Source organism: Bifidobacterium thermophilum (genome assembly GCF_002846655.1).
Classification (GTDB): domain Bacteria; phylum Actinomycetota; class Actinomycetes; order Actinomycetales; family Bifidobacteriaceae; genus Bifidobacterium; species Bifidobacterium thermophilum.
Genome location: NZ_PCGX01000010.1, coordinates 18,029 through 34,145 on the forward strand (window position 1 = coordinate 18,029; position 16,117 = coordinate 34,145).

At 61.3% G+C, this 16,117-nt stretch carries 12 protein-coding genes and 1 pseudogene; 4 read left to right on the forward strand and 9 right to left on the reverse strand.

Annotation, left to right across the window (positions count from 1 at the left end):
• Positions 1 to 182 precede the first annotated feature (182 nt).
• Positions 183 to 2,789: an ATP-dependent Clp protease ATP-binding subunit gene (locus CQR48_RS05635; RefSeq protein ID WP_015450648.1), complete on the reverse strand. Its 2,607-nt coding sequence runs from the start codon at positions 2,787 to 2,789 to the stop codon at positions 183 to 185.
• Between the two features lie 150 nt (positions 2,790 to 2,939).
• On the opposite strand from CQR48_RS05635, the gene CQR48_RS05640 reads away from it, so the two are divergent.
• Entirely contained in the window at positions 2,940 to 3,920 is a 981-nt protein-coding gene (locus tag CQR48_RS05640; protein WP_101452306.1) for a universal stress protein, read from the forward strand.
• A 122-nt stretch (positions 3,921 to 4,042) separates the two neighbouring features.
• Here the strand turns inward: CQR48_RS05640 and CQR48_RS05645 are convergent, their stop codons facing one another.
• From CQR48_RS05645 to CQR48_RS09330, 5 genes are all read right to left on the reverse strand, one after another.
• Positions 4,043 to 5,503 (reverse strand): DUF3027 domain-containing protein, encoded by a 1,461-nt coding sequence (locus CQR48_RS05645; protein WP_244898969.1) that lies wholly within the window; start codon positions 5,501 to 5,503, stop codon positions 4,043 to 4,045.
• Positions 5,504 to 5,508: 5 nt separating this feature from the next.
• Positions 5,509 to 5,898: a cold-shock protein gene (locus tag CQR48_RS05650; protein WP_015450651.1), complete on the reverse strand. Its 390-nt coding sequence runs from the start codon at positions 5,896 to 5,898 to the stop codon at positions 5,509 to 5,511.
• Positions 5,899 to 6,000: 102 nt separating this feature from the next.
• On the reverse strand, positions 6,001 to 7,926 hold the full coding sequence (locus tag CQR48_RS05655; protein WP_101452308.1) for a sensor histidine kinase: 1,926 nt from the start codon (positions 7,924 to 7,926) through the stop codon (positions 6,001 to 6,003).
• 98 nt (positions 7,927 to 8,024) lie between these two features.
• Positions 8,025 to 8,771, reverse strand: coding sequence for a response regulator transcription factor (locus tag CQR48_RS05660; protein WP_026650531.1), 747 nt, complete (start codon positions 8,769 to 8,771; stop codon positions 8,025 to 8,027).
• A complete protein-coding gene (locus CQR48_RS09330) occupies positions 8,755 to 9,927 on the reverse strand; it encodes a TPM domain-containing protein (RefSeq protein ID WP_244898951.1) in 1,173 nt (390 codons plus the stop codon). Before CQR48_RS09330 ends, CQR48_RS05660 begins: the two co-directional genes overlap by 17 nt.
• 107 nt (positions 9,928 to 10,034) lie before the next feature.
• On the opposite strand from CQR48_RS09330, the gene CQR48_RS05670 reads away from it, so the two are divergent.
• Positions 10,035 to 10,328, forward strand: a complete 294-nt coding sequence (locus tag CQR48_RS05670) for a WXG100 family type VII secretion target (RefSeq protein WP_015450656.1) — start codon at positions 10,035 to 10,037, stop codon at positions 10,326 to 10,328.
• Positions 10,329 to 10,620: 292 nt separating this feature from the next.
• On the opposite strand, the gene groL is transcribed toward CQR48_RS05670, so the two are convergent.
• The 3 genes from groL to CQR48_RS05685 form a co-directional block, all read right to left on the reverse strand.
• Complete coding sequence (gene groL, locus CQR48_RS05675; RefSeq protein WP_015450657.1) at positions 10,621 to 12,246, reverse strand: chaperonin GroEL; 1,626 nt, start codon at positions 12,244 to 12,246, stop codon at positions 10,621 to 10,623.
• A 716-nt stretch (positions 12,247 to 12,962) separates the two neighbouring features.
• A complete protein-coding gene (locus CQR48_RS05680; protein ID WP_015450658.1) occupies positions 12,963 to 13,166 on the reverse strand; it encodes a cold-shock protein in 204 nt (67 codons plus the stop codon).
• Positions 13,167 to 13,270: 104 nt separating this feature from the next.
• Positions 13,271 to 13,918 carry a LytR C-terminal domain-containing protein gene (locus CQR48_RS05685; protein ID WP_101452309.1) on the reverse strand — a complete coding sequence of 216 codons (648 nt, stop codon included), beginning with the start codon at positions 13,916 to 13,918 and terminating at the stop codon, positions 13,271 to 13,273.
• Positions 13,919 to 14,115: 197 nt separating this feature from the next.
• Here CQR48_RS05685 and CQR48_RS05690 point away from each other — a divergent pair.
• Together CQR48_RS05690 and CQR48_RS05695 are read left to right on the forward strand one after the other, a co-directional pair.
• Positions 14,116 to 14,814 (forward strand): annotated as a pseudogene (locus tag CQR48_RS05690) (uracil-DNA glycosylase); the annotation flags it as partial.
• Between the two features lie 222 nt (positions 14,815 to 15,036).
• Positions 15,037 to 16,110, forward strand: a complete 1,074-nt coding sequence (locus CQR48_RS05695; RefSeq protein WP_015450661.1) for an AAA family ATPase — start codon at positions 15,037 to 15,039, stop codon at positions 16,108 to 16,110.
• Positions 16,111 to 16,117: the final 7 nt, after the last annotated feature.

A 16,117-nucleotide genomic window follows, 5' to 3' on the forward strand; every position in this document is an offset into this window, starting at 1 on the left:
TATTCCACCCGATAGCCCGGTCGAGATGCCTCAGAGTCACCGGTTCGGTGACGGCAACGAGGTGACGTGACTGTTGCCATTGGCGCTACGCGGCGGCACAACGCAGTGAGACAACGCAAGAGGGGTGGCCCTGCAAACCGTGCAGGGCCACCCCTCAACAGTGGCGACAATCGCGGACAGATTTACGACAACGACGGCATGTCTCCGTTGCCTTCAGCTCCGGTATCGCCGGATTGTGCTGACGCATCCGTTGCCGGTGCCGACGTGGCGCCGACCAGCTTCGCATCCGGATTGCCGGCGTCGTCACCTTCAGAGAATTCCTCTCCGGTGAAGGTGAAATCGCCGAGAATGCCTTCGCCCTCGCCGTCCACGACCACACGCTGGCCGTCGTGCAACTCACCCATGAGGATCTTCTCCGAAATGGCGTCCTCAATGTCGCGCTGGATCACACGGCGCAGCGGACGTGCGCCGAGCAGCGGGTCGAAGCCCTTCTCAGCAAGCAGGTCCTTGGCCTTGTCGGTCAGTTCGAGCGACATATGACGGTCAAACAGACGGTCGTTGAGCTGCTTGACGTCCAGATCAACAATCTGACGCACCTGCGGCTCGGTGAGCTGACGGAACACGATGATGTCATCAAGGCGGTTGAGGAACTCGGGACGGAACTGTTCCTTGAGCTCGCTGTACACCTGCTCCTTCATGCGGTCGTAGCTCGTCTCGGTGTCCGAACCGAGGTTGAAGCCCGTGTTCGCTGCCTTGGCGATATTGCGTGTGCCCAGGTTGGTGGTCAGGATGATGATCGTGTTCTTGAAGTCCACCTTGCGACCCTGGCCATCGGTCAGATGACCATCGTCAAGTACCTGAAGCAGGGTGTTGAAGATGTCGGGGTGAGCCTTCTCGATCTCGTCGAACAGCACGACGGAGAACGGCTTGCGGCGCACCTTCTCGGTGAGCTCGCCGCCCTCCTCGTACCCGACATACCCCGGAGGCGCGCCGAACAGACGGGATGCGGCGTACTTCTCGGAGAACTCGGACATGTCGACGCGAATCAACGCGTCCTCATCATCGAACAGGAACTGCGCCAAGGTCTTGGCGAGCTCCGTCTTGCCGACACCGGTGGGGCCGGCGAAGATGAAGGAACCTGCCGGACGCTTAGGATCCTTCAGACCGACACGCGTACGCCTGATGGACCGGGCGAGCGCGGAAACCGCTTCGTCCTGGCCGATGATGCGCTTGTGCAACTCGGCTTCCATGTTGAGCAGCTTCTTGGATTCCGCCTGGGTGAGCTTGAAGACCGGGATACCCGTCGTGCTGGCCACGACCTGGGCGATGACCTCCTCGTTCACTTCCATCTTCACGTTGGATTCGCCTTCGCGCCACGAGGATTCCTTCTCTTTGCGCTCGGCTTCCAGCTTCTCCTGGCTGTCACGCAGTTCTGCGGCCTTCTCGAAGTCCTGCTTCTTGATGGCTTCGTCCTTCTCGGCAGACACCTTGGCGACCTGCGCGTCAAGATCCTTGAGCTCGGGTGGGGCCGTCAGACGCTTGATCCGCAGCCGCGCACCGGCCTCGTCGATCAGATCGATCGCCTTGTCCGGCAGGTGACGGTCCTGGATGTAGCGTGCGGACAGCTCGGCGGCGGCCTGCAACGCGCCATCGGTGATGGTCACGTGATGATGGTTCTCATACCGCGAACGCAGACCCTTGAGAATCTCGATTGTCTCGGCAATCGACGGCTCATGGACCTGAATCGGCTGGAAACGGCGTTCCAGCGCCGCGTCCTTTTCGATGTACTTGCGGTATTCCTCGGTCGTGGTCGCGCCAATGGTCTGTAGTTCGCCGCGTGCAAGCATCGGCTTAAGCATGTCGGACGCGCCCAGAGCACCGTCCGCGCTGCCGGCGCCGACAATCGTGTGGATTTCGTCGATGAACAGGACGATATCCCCGCGGGTCTTGATTTCCTTGAGTACTTTCTTCAGGCGCTCTTCGAAATCGCCGCGATAGCGCGAACCGGCCACCATGGAGCCCAGATCAAGGGAATAAACCTGCTTGTCCTTAAGCGTTTCAGGCACATCGCCCGCGACGATCTTCTGCGCAAGCCCCTCGACGACGGCGGTCTTGCCGACGCCCGGCTCGCCGATGAGCACCGGATTGTTTTTGGTGCGGCGGGACAGCACGACCATGACACGTTCGATTTCCGCGGAACGGCCAATCACCGGGTCAAGCTTGCCTTCCGCGGCTTCGGCGGTCAGGTTGCGGCCGAACTGGTCGAGAATCGCTGAGCCGGTCTGCCCACGCTTGTCCTGAACGCCGCCGGCATTCGCCAGTTCGCCCTTGTTGTCGGTATCCGGGCCGGTTGAATTGCCGCGGATCATATCGATGACCGTACTGCGCAGCTCACCCAAATCGACATCCATCTTGATGAGCACCTGCGTGCCGACGCCCTCGCCCTCGCGAATCAGGCCGAGCAGGATGTGCTCCGTGCCGATATAGCTGTGCCCGAGCTGCAGCGCCTCGCGCAGGCTCAGTTCGAGCACCTGCTTGGCGTGTGGGGTGAATGGGATGTGGCCGTTGGGCGACGCATTGCCCTTGCCGATCATCTCCTCAACCTGCTTGCGTGTGTCCTGCAGATTCACGCCCTTGGAGGCGAGCGCCTTTGCGGCGACGCCCTCGCCCTCGCGAATCAGGCCGAGCAGCAGATGTTCGGTGCCGATGTAGTTGTGCTGCAGGGAGCGAGCCTCTTCCTGCGCCAACACGATCACGCGCCGTGCACGGTCTGTAAACCGTTCGAACATGCTTGTCCTTCCACTGTTGTTTGTCCACTTTACTTTACAGATTCGCGGTGACGTTTCTTCCCTCATGCGTGGCAATTGCGCTATCAACGCAAACAAGACGATATGCTTGGCAGTGTAAGCTTCCTCGTAAGCCGCCTCAAGGAGGATGAAATGACGGACAATCTTGGACAGGTCACCGGCCGCGAGGCCGACATCGTCGTCGGCGTGGACGGTTCTGACGAATCATTCGCCGCGTTACGCTGGGCCTTGGGCGAAGCCTCACTGACTGGACAGCATGTCAATGCGGTATTCGGATGGACCCATTCGTGGGATATGGGTGCGAAGCCTGAAACCGATGACGCGTGGAAAGACGTACGCGAGCAGATGACGGCCCGGCTGCGCGACTGGGTTGACAGGGCGGGCGCCGACATGGATTTCGATCCTGAAAAGCTCAAACTCACTTCGGTTCGGGCCACCGGCACGCATGCGCTGCTCGAGCTCGGGTCGAACGCGCAGCAAATCGTCGTCGGCCGCCGGTCGCTCAATCGTGTTGCCCGTTGGTTCCTGGGATCGCTGTCCGCTTCGCTGGCGGAGGAAGCGAAGGTTCCGGTCACAGTCGTGCGGTTCGCCAGCGATGAGGAAGCCGATGTGCAAGACGCCATCGCCAATTCGCTGACTCCGGGAGATTCGACCGTGCACTACGCGCAGCCGCCGGTTGTCGGTGAAAACCGCAGCAAGCCGGTTGTCGTGGGCATTGACGGCTCGGTCATCTCGAAGCGCGCACTGGCGTTCGCCGTCGATGAGGCGCGCATCCATGGGGCGCCGTTGCATATCTTGTTCTGCTGGCAGCTCAAGGATCTGGACACTGTTCCGGGCTATGAGAACGCGGTCGCGCCGATGTCGGTGGACCAGCAGCGCGCGCAACAGTTGCTTGACGATGTCGTCGCGCAAGCGCATATCCCTGACACGGTGGACGTCCATGCGAATGCGTTCCATATCCCCGCGGCGAAGGGACTCATCAGCGCTTCACGCTACGCAAGCCATCTGGTGGTCGGGTCGCGAGGGTTGAGCGGTCTGGACGCCCATTTCCTCGGCTCGGTTTCTCGTCAGCTCGTGAATTTCGCCGAATGCACGGTGACGGTCGTGCACTGAGCGTTCCCGGCCGCACGCTGTGCGGATAGACCGTACAGATACGACAAGGGCCGTCTGCCGCGCAGGATTCACATTCCTGCGCGGCAGACGGCCCTTACTCTAAGCGAAACGGTCGAGCCGGCTCAGTCGGCGTTTTGGGGGTTGTCCCCGTTGCCGTCGGCGCCGGCAGCATCAGTCGGATTCGCGGTATCGGCGGTATCGCCATAGGCGGCGGACTTGGCGTTGCCAGTTTCCGCGGCATCGTCCGATGTCGCTGTATCGTCGGTTTGCTTCCTGCCGTCGGATGGTGCAGCTTCCGCTGCCTGAGCCACATCACCGGTGTCAGTGTTTTCCGCGTTCTGAGCGGTGCCAGCGGCTTCGGCGGTGCCAGCGGTGTCGTCGGCCTCAGCTTGAGCGACATCCGCGTCACCGGTGTTAGGCACGTCGGCAACGTCGGCAGCGTCGACAAGTGCATCGTCAGCCGCGTCGGCATCGTCATCGTCGTCACCGTGATTGGTCTCGGGGAACCCGGCCGCTTCCAAATCGTCCATGGTGATCACCGATTCGACCTGCGGGGTCTGCTGGGTGTCATCGCGTTCCTCGCGATCCGTCTCGTCATCCTCGACGGTGTTGTCGTCGATATCGGCTTCGCTGGCCTCTTCAAGCAGCTCGACCTGGCCACGCTCCTCACGCGGGGACTGAGCGATAACATCGATATGCATGTCGTCGTAGGCGGGTTTGGATTGCACCCACAGATGCGACGGCTGCGGCGGATCGATTTCCGAATGCTCCCCGCACCCGTGGTCAAGCGAGACGACACGGCCGTCGTCGGGGCTCCACTTGTTCGCGCAAACTCCGAACATCCGGTCGAAATCACCTTTGAGCGGTACGAAGAACCCGCATGTCGAGCACAGATTGCCGGCCGCCGTCTTCGTGGACAGCGCCTTGGGGCCGTGAGGACCTTCATACCAGCGTTTTGCGGTCTGGTCCCGTCCCAGCGGGCTGAGTACGTGACGGCGGGACAACATGAATTCCTCGACACTGTCCTCAAGGTCCTGTGCGGAGGTCACCGATGCGTCCTCAGGGTTGTCCGTCGTATCCCCAGTTTGTACGGATACATCGTCTTTGGCTTGTGTCCGTTCATCTTCACCCTGCTCCTCGGCCTGTGCCTGATCAGCATTGGGCGTCGGTGTAGCCGCGGACGGCTCGGTACGGCGGAAACCATCCTCGAGCCGGGAATCGTCCGGCTCGGTCCCAATCGAATCGGTCACCGACAAGTCGGTGGGCAGCAAACGGTCTTTCCACGGCACCCATGCCGGCGGCATCAAGGCCTGATCCGTAGGCACGAGCGAGGATTCGTTGACCGTCCACTCGTCGATATCGGTGTCGTGATACAGCGTCACCGACCATTCCCAGCCTTCGTATCCCCGTTTCTTGGATTCGAAACGGAAATCCGTGACATGATCGTCCTCGTCGATTGAACGAGTCAACCGCCCGACCTGGTCCGGCTCGTCGGCTACGGTCATGGCCACCGACCGGGCAAGCGACTTAGGGTCAATCCGTGGCGTCTCAGGCTCGTCCTGCGGATTCTCAATTGTCTGCATGCTCATCATTCCTGTACGTCGAAGTCGTCTGCAACCGCGCGCATCACCGTCGCGAGCTTCTTGCTGTCCGCCGGCGAAGGATAGTGGTGACGCCGCAAATCGTTGCCCGCCTTGTCAAGCAGCTTGATCAGATCCTCCACGATGGCGGCCATGTCGTCAGGCTTCGGCCTGGTGGCCTTGACCAGCGACGGACCCGCGGCGATAGGCTTGACACCCATCGCCTGCGGTCCCTTGTGCCCGTCGATCACGGAGAATTCGACCTTCACGCCCTTGCGCAGCGTCGTCGTGCCTTGAGGCAGCGCCGCGGCGGGCAGGAACACGTCCTTGCCCTGATCTGTGGCGATGAAGCCGTAACCTTTGTTCGCATCAAACCAACGCACCCGTCCCGTGGGCATAAGCACACCTCTCCTACTCCATACCAAGGCAAGCCGCGCCTGCCGTCATTGAACCAACATATCAGTTTACCGCATAGCCTTCCGTATCGGCTGTGGGCAATGTCACTTCTTGTCGGATGGCGATGATTTGTCTTTCCGGTCCTTGGACGGCTTGCGTTCTTTGCCGCGTTCGCGGGTCTGCGCCGGTTGCTGCTGGCGTTGCATCGGCGTTCTGGTTTGGTTGGGGTCAATCGGCAGAACCACCGTCAGCGTCAAGCCGCCTCCGGGCGTCGTGGTCGCGCTGATCAGACCGTGGTGCGCTTTGACCACTGACTGCGCGATCGCCATGCCCAGTCCGGTGCCGCCTTTCTGCCTCGCACGGGATGGATCGGCGGTGTAGAAGCGTTCGAAGATCTGCGATTGCGAAGCTTCCGGCACGCCGGGGCCATGATCGGAGAAACGAATGACCACATAGGGCATGCCCGATTGCAGGCTTTGCCCGACTTCCGCCGCCTCAAGGAAGGATGTGAGTCCCTTGGCATTCGACGACAGATGGGCCAGCTGCTGCGGGGTGATGGACGCTTGCAGCATGCTCAACGCGACTTCAACAGGCGAATCGGACGGGGTATACCGATGGATGTTGCCCACGATATTGGTGATGACCTGCCTGAGCCGCGAGCCGTCGCCCGTAAGGGTGATCGACGGCAGCTCGCCGGGGCTGAACGCGAGCCACGTACCCTGTCTGTCGCCGCCATGCCGCAGCGCAAGCACGCCTTTGGTGATGCCACGCTGGGGGTCGAGCGCATGCAAGTCGTCGCACGCGTCAGTCAACTGGGACGTGATGTTCACCTGTTGCGTGACATCGATGCCACGGCCTTCATCAAGCCGCGCGAGCGAGAGCAGATCCTCGACCAGCACGGTCATGCGGGCACTTGACGCCTCGATATGGCTGATCGACTCGTCCGCGCGTTCCAAGGCCCCCGGCATGTCGCGCTGCAGCGTGTACAACTCGGCGTACCCGTGGATTGCAGCAAGCGGGGTGCGCAGCTCGTGGCTGGCGTCGGAGACGAAGCGCTTCATCTTTTCGGTCGTCTCTTGCTGCTCGTTGAAGCTTTGCTCGATACGCGCGAGCATGGTGTTCAACGATGCGGCAAGGGAACCGACTTCCGTGTTCTCCGGGGCGCTAGGGACACGCTGGCTCAAATCACCGGCGGCGATTTTCGCTGCTGTTTTCTCGATGCGTTTGAGCGGTGCGAGCGTACTTTGAATCAGGATGGTCGCGATGACCGCGCCGATCAGCACGATCGCGATGCTCACCAACGTGCAGTATTTCGTGAGGGTATTCACGGTGTCGATCTGATCGCTCAGCGACAGGCCGATATAAATCACGCCCTTGATCTGCGCGCTGCCGTCCTCGGCTTTCTTGCCCCACGACAGGGCGAGCACCCTCCACGGGGCGTTGGCGGCTTGCAATGTGGAGCGGTTCACCGTGCTGGTGTCCGTGCGCACGATCGCCGATGTGGTGAACGGCTGGCCGATTTTCACATCGCCCATCGACCCGTCCGGCGGCAACTCCGGCACCGAGATGACGTTCTCCCGCATCACCGGAACGAGCGGCGTGTTGAGGATGTGGTAGTTTGTGTCGCGGATCTGCATGAAGTAGTCGTTCGGGCCTACGCTGCCTTGTTCGCTGCTGTCCTTGCTACGCAACACGTCGATGTTGTCGTAGACCAGTTGCGCCTGCTCTGCGAGCTGGTTGTCGGTTTTCTGCAACAGATAGTTGCCGACGAGCTCCTTGATTGAGAAGGTGATGCCCGCGGCGCATACGGTCAGCAGTACCATCATGCACGCCAGCAGTTTGGTGCTCAGCGGGATGGTGTCGAAACGATGGACCAGCATGTCGCGCACGGCGTCCATTGCGCGTGCGATGGCCGCAATCGGCTTAGGAAGCCTGCTGTATCTGGCTTGGCTGGCAGGCTGTCCGCTTTCGTCCCGGGTCGTGCCGGACGCGTCGCCGGGCGCACTTGTCTGCGCTAAACTTGCGGGCATAGCAGGCGCCTTCCGTGTTGTCGTTGACGCGGAATCCCCGCCTGCGACTGCAGCGCATTGCGGGGATTCCTTCGGTGCGTTTCCTGGATGGAGCGGCATCAGGCGTCTTTCTTCGCCGTCTTAGGCGCACGAATCATGTATCCGATGCCTCGCTTGGTTTCAATCAGCGGAGTGACCTTGTGCTTCTCGCCGTTCTCATCCTCGACAACCACGCCGTCGACCTTCTTGCGCAGGTAGGAGATGTACGATTCGACGATTGCGGCATCCCCGCCCCAGTCGTACTGCCACACGTGGTCGAGAATCTGGGTTTTCGACAGCACGCGCCCCTCGTTGTCCATGAGGTAGCGCAGCAGTTTGTATTCAGTCGGGCTCAGGTCCACCTGCACTCCGGCGCGGGTCACGTCATGGGAGTCCTCGTTGATTTCGAGGTCTCCGACGCGGATGATCGGGTCATCTGCTTCCTGATGGCTGGTGCGGCGCAGAATCGCGCGGATGCGCGCCACAACCTCCTCGAGGCTGAACGGTTTGGTGACATAATCGTCGCCGCCGACGGTCAGGCCCATGACCTTGTCTTGGGTGTCGTCGCGTGCGGTGAGGAATAGCACCGGCGAGTCGATGCCCTCCTGGCGGATGCGGCGCGTCACGGTGAATCCGTCGATGTCAGGGAGCATGACGTCGAGTACGATCAGGTCGGGGTGCACTTTCTCGATGACCTCGATCGCCTCGGAACCCGAAGCCGCGGTGTTCACTTCGAATCCTGCGAAATGCAGGGAGGCGACGAGCAAGTCGCGGATGGAGGGCTCGTCGTCGACAACTACGATGGATGCTTCAATTGGTTTGCTCATGCTTCCTAGCATTCCTCTTTTGTCTTCGTGTTTCCTGAGAATGTTCTGCAACTTGCTGAGAAAATCGCTTCAGATATTCATCCACCGCCGAGGAGTCCGATTCCGATGCGGCTGACGTGTGGGCTTCGGCGCCGGCGTCACCGAAGTCAGGTCGGCGTTCGGCGCGGTTTTCCGTTCGGTTCTCCACCGGCGCTTCCGATTCCGACGCCTGCGGATCTTCTTGCGGATCGCCGTCGATCATAGAACCCGTGTGGCGGTAGGAGGGGTGCACATGCTTCGATGCATCGCTATGACGATTCGATGGCGTTCGCCGCTCTGATCGCTTCCCCCGCTTCGATTGCTTCGATCGCTTTGCGTCGCGGCGGCGCATCGCCTTGCGCGATCGGTCCTGCTTGCCTCCCTTGCTGTGAGCGCCTTTCGCATTACGTGCAAGCACGATAATCACCACGACCAAGGCGACCAGTAGCAGCGCCACACCTACGAATAGCCCGATGGAGAAATCCTTCGTGTCCCCCGACGTCGATGTCTCCTTGAGCTTGCCGATTTCGTTCATCATCGCAATGGCCGAGCCCGACCAGTCAGGGGCACCTTTTTTGGCGGTCAGTGGCCCCAGGGCGGCTTCCGACAACGCATCTACGGATTTCTGATCTTTGAGCCACTTATCCGAATTGTTCGACACCGCGACGACGAGGTTGCCATCCGCGCTGGCGACCGCCAGCAATACGGTGTTAGGCGACGGACTGGTTGACTGCAGCAAGGTGCTCGCCCATGTCGTGGGCTTTGTTTTCGTCCCAAAACTGTCCAGATACAGCAAACGCACCGAAACGCCGTATTCATTCTTCGTTTTCGTAATCATGTCGGTCACGCTGGTGGCGTTCTCGCCGAGCAGGTTGTTCGGATCGGTGATGTCGGCGCTCAAGGTAGCGCCCGATGAGGCATCCGACGAGGATGAGGAAGAGGAAGACGACGATGTGGATGGGCTGGGGCTGGACGCGTCATCTGCCTCGGCGCACATCGGCAGCGCCGCCACCGCGAAGACGCAGAACACCGCAGCGAGCGTCGCGAGCGCGCGCTGCCACCATATGGCCGTCTGCTGCGGCTGTCGTCTTTTGACCACATTTGCCGTACGGACGTGAGACATGTTCAAAAACCGCATATTGTCCACTGTAGCGGTCGGCTGCACCAAACGGGGGACGTACGGTCCGCCGACCGCCAACGCCGCAAGGCGAGAACCATGTCAAGAAAGACAAGAAAGGAACGTCCATGGCACAGTACCAAGTCGATTCGGAACAGATTCAGTCCTCAAGCGCCGCGGTGCGCTCTTCCATCGAGCAGATCAGACAAGCCGTCCAAGGCATGTACGCGAATCTTGAGGGACTCAACAGCGTGTGGAGCGGCTCGGCGTCCGCGCAGTTCGCCGGGGTCATCAGGCAATGGCGGGCCGCGCAGCAGCAGATGGACGCGTCACTGGAGGCGATCGGCATGTCGCTGACGCAAGCGTCGAACGTATACGCCGATGCCGAAGCGCAGGCTTCGCGATTGTTCACGATATCGTGACGGCGTAGGACTGTAGCGACAGCTCGCATCGCGAGAGACTGCGCTACACGCGGTGAGTGTCACGATTGCGTGCGCGACGGTGCCTAGTGTCGTCGTCTGCCGCGCAGTATCGCCGACATTGCAGCGAAACGCATGGCTACGGCGGTGTCGAAGACGTATCACCGGTACACCTTCGACAGCCGCCCCATAACGCTTCAGGGGCGCCGGCGGTTTCCCGTCGACGCCCCTGAAGCATCCATATATATCACTTGCGTCGTTTCACGCGAATGCGGGACGCTTGTGACCGTTTGGATCAGTAGCCCATGTCAGCGCCCTGGGCAGGAGCCGCAGTCTTCGGCTCCGGCTTGTTGGCCACCACAGCCTCAGTGGTCAGGAACAGGCCGGCAATGGAAGCGGCGTTCTGCAGCGCGGAACGGGTGACCTTGACCGGGTCGGTGACGCCGGCGGCCATCAGATCCTCGAAGGTGTTCGTGGCGGCGTTGAAGCCCTGGCCTTCCGGCAGCTCACGCACCTTGTTGAAGACCACGTCACCGGAGACACCGGAGTTCTCGGCGATCTGCTTGATCGGAGCCTCGACGGCACGGAAGACGATGGCCGCACCGGTCGCCTCTTCGCCGGTCAGCGAAGCCAGAGCCTCGCTCTTCTCGGCCTTCTTAGCGGCCTGCACGAGCGCCACACCGCCACCGGGCACCAGACCCTCTTCGACGGCTGCCTTGGCGTTGCGCACGGCGTCCTCGATGCGATGCTTGCGTTCCTTGGCCTCGACTTCGGTCGCGGCACCCACCTTGATGACGGCCACGCCGCCGGCGAGCTTGGCGAGACGCTCCTGCAGCTTCTCGCGATCGTAATCGGAGTCGGTGTTGTCGATTTCGGAACGAATCTGGGCGACGCGGGCAGCCACGTCTTCCTTGGAGCCGCCGCCGGAGACGATGGTGGTCTCGTCCTTGGAGACGATGACCTTCTGGGCGGTGCCGAACACGTCCATGTCGATGGAGTCGAGCTTCAGGCCCAGCTCATCGGAGACGACCTGACCGCCGGTGAGGATGGCCATATCCTGCAGCATGGCCTTGCGACGATCGCCGAAGCCAGGAGCCTTGACCGCGCAGGTGTTGAAGGTGCCGCGGATCTTGTTGAGAATCAGGGTCGGCAGCGCTTCGCCGTCGACGTCTTCGGCCACGATCAGCAGCGGACGGCCGCTCTTCATGACCAAGTCAGCAAGGTGGACGATGTCCTGCTGGCTGGACACCTTGCCCGAGGTGAGCAGGATGTACGGGTTCTCCAGCACTGCGGTCTGGTCGTCGGCGTTGGTAACGAAGTACGGGGCGATATAGCCCTTGTCGAAACGCATGCCCTCGGTGAACTCGAGGTCCAGGCCGAAGCGGTTGTTGTCCTCGACGGTCACGACGCCATCCTGGCCGACCTTGTCAAGCGCCTCGGCGATCTTCTCACCGACCTCAGGATCAGCAGCAGAAATCGTTGCGGTGGCTGCGATCTGGTCCTTGGTCTCCACATCCTTGGCGGAAGCGACCAGTTCCTTGACGATTTCGTCGGCGGCCTTCTCGATGCCGCGACGCAGGGCAATCGGATTGGAGCCGGCGACCACGTTCTTCAGGCCTTCATGGACCAGGGACTGGGCGAGCACGGTAGCGGTCGTGGTGCCATCGCCTGCGACGTCATCGGTCTTCTTCGCGACTTCCTTGACCAGCTCGGCGCCGATGCGCTCGTACGGCTCTTCAAGGTCGATCTCCTTGGCGATGGAGACGCCATCGTTGGTGATGGTCGGAGCACCGTAGGTCTTGTCGAGCACGACATTGCGGCCCTTCGGGCCCAGCGTGACCTTGACTGTGTTGGCGAGCTTGTCGAGACCCGCGAGCATTCCCTGGCGAGCTTCCTCGTCGTATGCAATGATCTTTGCCATCGTTCCTCCACATATGGCTACACGGTATGAACTTCCACCCGAGACCTTGAGTAAGCCGACCGTCAGCTGCCGGTTATCACTCTCGGCTTCCGAGTGCTAATTGGGAGATTAGCACTCTCGGGCGTCGAGTGCCAACATCGCCGCATGTATTGCGCTGTTGGCATGAAATGCGTGTCGCGAGTGTCGAACGGGAATAATCCCGGCGCGCCGATGCCTCGCCGCTTCGATGCTGCGCCGTATGCCGCCGTTCACGCCTGGAATCCTGCGTGACGCGGGCGCCCCAATCAAGGCGTGCTGCAAGGCAAATCCGTCGGAATGTGGGCCCAATGCCGCGACAGGCAGCCGAAATCATTCATTCCTGCTTCTACCAACGCTGAGTCACCCGTCAGCGCCGGCAGAAGGTCATCGCTCTGTTTCCACCGACACTCAGCACCATCTCAGCGTCGGTAGAAGGTTGAACAATGCGAACAGTTCGCAGTGTGTGCCCGACCGATCATCCACAAACTGGTTACGCCTAGAGCCACCCCGCGTAAACAGTTTGGGGAACCACACGAACCAGTTACGTGTACAGCGCCCTCAGCCACGGCACGCGATATGCCGAAACAACAACAGGCGCCCCGTCGGGGACGCCTGGAGTGAGATAGTGTGCCTGTCAAACTGGTCGGCGAAGCCGGTCAGGATGGCACGCACAAGATAAGGTTCAAGAGAATCCCAGATCACAGCTTGGTGACGGTGGTCGCTTGGAAACCCTTCGGACCACGCTCCGCCTCATATTCGACGCGATCGCCCTCATCGAGCTTCTTGAACCCCTCCTGTTGAATAACGGAGTAATGCACGAATACATCATCCCCACCCTCATCCGGGGCAATGAATCCATATCCTTTGCCTGCGTTGAAGAATTTCACCGTGCCTTGTGCCATTTCAATCATCCCTCGCATGAGCCGGCCCGACGCAACCATTCACGCCGGCTACCGCCCACTTGGTGCCCCATTGTAGCGAGGCGAGACAACGAAACGCCGAGAAGTCAGTTCATCAGCACAACGACGACCGGCGCGGACAGATTGGTGACCTTGCTGACATTGGAAATGCCCAGCTTGGCGGCGACATCCTGCGCCGTGGCCAGATCGGACTCGTTCTGATACCACACCACGGATGCGCTCGGCAAGCTGCCCGAAGGATTAGCGGCCACGACGTTGGTGTACCCTGCACCGGTGAGTACCGCCGCCTGTTTCGCGGCATATCCGGTCTTACGCGTGCCGTTGACCACACGCACTTGGGCGGACAGGTTCACCGAGGACGAAGACGCCGGCGACGAGGTGGATTCCGACGGCGACGCAGACGCCGACTCAGACGCCGACTCGGAGGCGGAGGCCGAAGCCGAGGCAGTATCGCTCGCGCTGGCAGACGCCGATGCAGACGCAGTTGATTTGGCCGAGGGGCTCGAAGATGACGAAGCGCTGCTGCCACTGGAGAACAACTTGGCACCTTCCCCCGACATGGCGGCCCATGCACCAACGCCCGCGACAGCGGCGGCGATGATGACAATCAGGAATGGCACCAAACGCGAGGCTATCGACCGATTGCCGCGGTGCACGCCGATTGGCCCCTGCGGCGGGTTGTCGAACACGTCCTGCGCGTACGACTCATCAGTGTTACGGTCTTTGCGTGCCATATGCCGTCCCTTTCGAATAGATTCATCATCGAGTGTACATGCACGGCCGGGCAGCGCCGACACAAACTGCGGCCTATGTGTCGGATATCCACAGCTTTGTCACGTCCTGCCGCGCTTTGCCCGTCTCCACGCCGCACGCTGATCAGTTAGTGCGCCGATTAGCGCCATACGTCCATCAACGCCCTAGAGTAGTAAGCATGGAACATGCTCATGTCAAACCGCTGTCCGAGATTATTGACCCCGGATGGGCCGCAGCGCTGGCCGACGTGGAACCGGATATCCATCGGATGGGGGATTTTCTGCGGGCCGAAATCGCGGCGGGACGCCATTATCTTCCAGCGGGACGCAATGTCCTGCGCGCGTTCACCATCCCCTTCGACAGCATCAAAGTGCTGATTGTCGGGCAGGATCCGTATCCGACGCCCGGTCACCCGGTGGGACTGAGCTTCTGCGTCGCCCCTGATGTCAGGCCGTTGCCAAAAAGCCTGATTAATATCTACAAGGAACTCAGCGACGATCTGGGCGTTCCCACACCGTCCAACGGCGATCTGACCCCATGGACGCAACGCGGGGTCATGCTGCTCAACAGATGCTTGACCGTTCAAGTCGGTCGTCCCAACAGCCATCAGGGCAAAGGATGGGAGCATATCACCGACGAGGCGATCCGCGCTCTCAACGCCCGTACCGACCAAGAGGGCAAGCCGAAGCCTTTGGTCGCGATTCTGTGGGGACGCAATGCGCAGACGCTCAAACCACTGCTGACGAACGCCGCGATCATCGAATCTCCGCATCCGAGCCCCCTGTCGGCCTCGCGCGGTTTCTTCGGGTCACGCCCGTTCTCTCGGGCCAACCAGGCACTGGTCGCCATGGGTGCGCAACCGGTGGACTGGGCGCTCCCGCCCGCCGCATCCCCTGCTTACGGGCAACTGCAACCTGCGGTCTCCAAGCCGATACCGCCGCTTGTGTCCCGAGCCGACACCCCGGCAGCCCCCGCACCGCAAGCGCCCACCATGACGCCTCTGCTGTAAGCGAGGCATCCTAATCCGCTACTATGCTGGGATACCGGTCTGCGGCCAACCGACCGCAACCCGACCAGCCACCAATCGTTGGAGCACACCATGGCACTTTTTCCACCACAACCGAACATCCCGCAACCGATGCCGCCGATGCCGCAACAACCGGCGACCCCGACATCCGCGGGCCTGTCGCCCGACGATCTCAACCATGCACGGCAGCTGGCCGACCGCATCCGCGCACGGTTCGCGCAGACCCTCGTGGGTCAGGACAACCTGCGTGAAGCGCTGATTGTCACCATGGTCTCCGGAGGGCATATCCTCATCGAATCCGTCCCCGGCCTGGCCAAAACGACCGCGGCACAGACGCTGGCGACATCAGTGTCGGGCAGTTTCAAACGCGTGCAATGCACCCCCGACCTCATGCCATCCGATTTGGTCGGCACCCAGGTCTTCGACTTCTCCACGCAGCGGTTCAGCACGCAAATCGGCCCGATCCACGCGAATTTCGTGCTGCTTGACGAAATCAACCGTTCCAACGCGAAAACACAGTCCGCGATGCTCGAGGCGATGGCCGAAGGCGCCACGACCATCGGTGGGGAACGCATCGCGCTGCCGCAGCCGTTCATGGTAATCGCCACCGAGAATCCAATCGAGGAAGAAGGTACGTTCAATCTGCCTGAAGCGCAGATGGACCGATTCACGATGAAGGCGGTTATGGGTTATCCCAGCGCTGACGAGGAGCAGCGCATGCTCGCCATGCTCACCAAACGCGGTTCCGACACCGTCGACGCCAAAACGCTCGAAGGCGACGTTCTCTCGCTTGCCGACGTCGAGTTCCTGCGCGCCGCCGCCCGACGGGTTCACGTCTCCGAAGCGATCATGGGCTATGCGGTCGATATCGTGGCGACCTCCCGAGGCGCCGGAACCCACCCGATTGCGGATTTGTCGACAAAGGTCCGTCTCGGCGCCAGCCCGCGCGCCTCCATCGCGCTCATCCGCGTCGGACAGGCAGCAGCGCTGCTCGCCGGACGCGACTATGTGATTCCTGAAGACATCAGGATGTTTGCGCATGAAATCCTGCGCCACCGTATCCTGCTGACCTTCGAAGCGCTCGCCGACGGGGTGACCAGCGACCAAGTGGTCGACTCCGTCGTGGCGACGGTGCCGGTGCCATGATCGACGG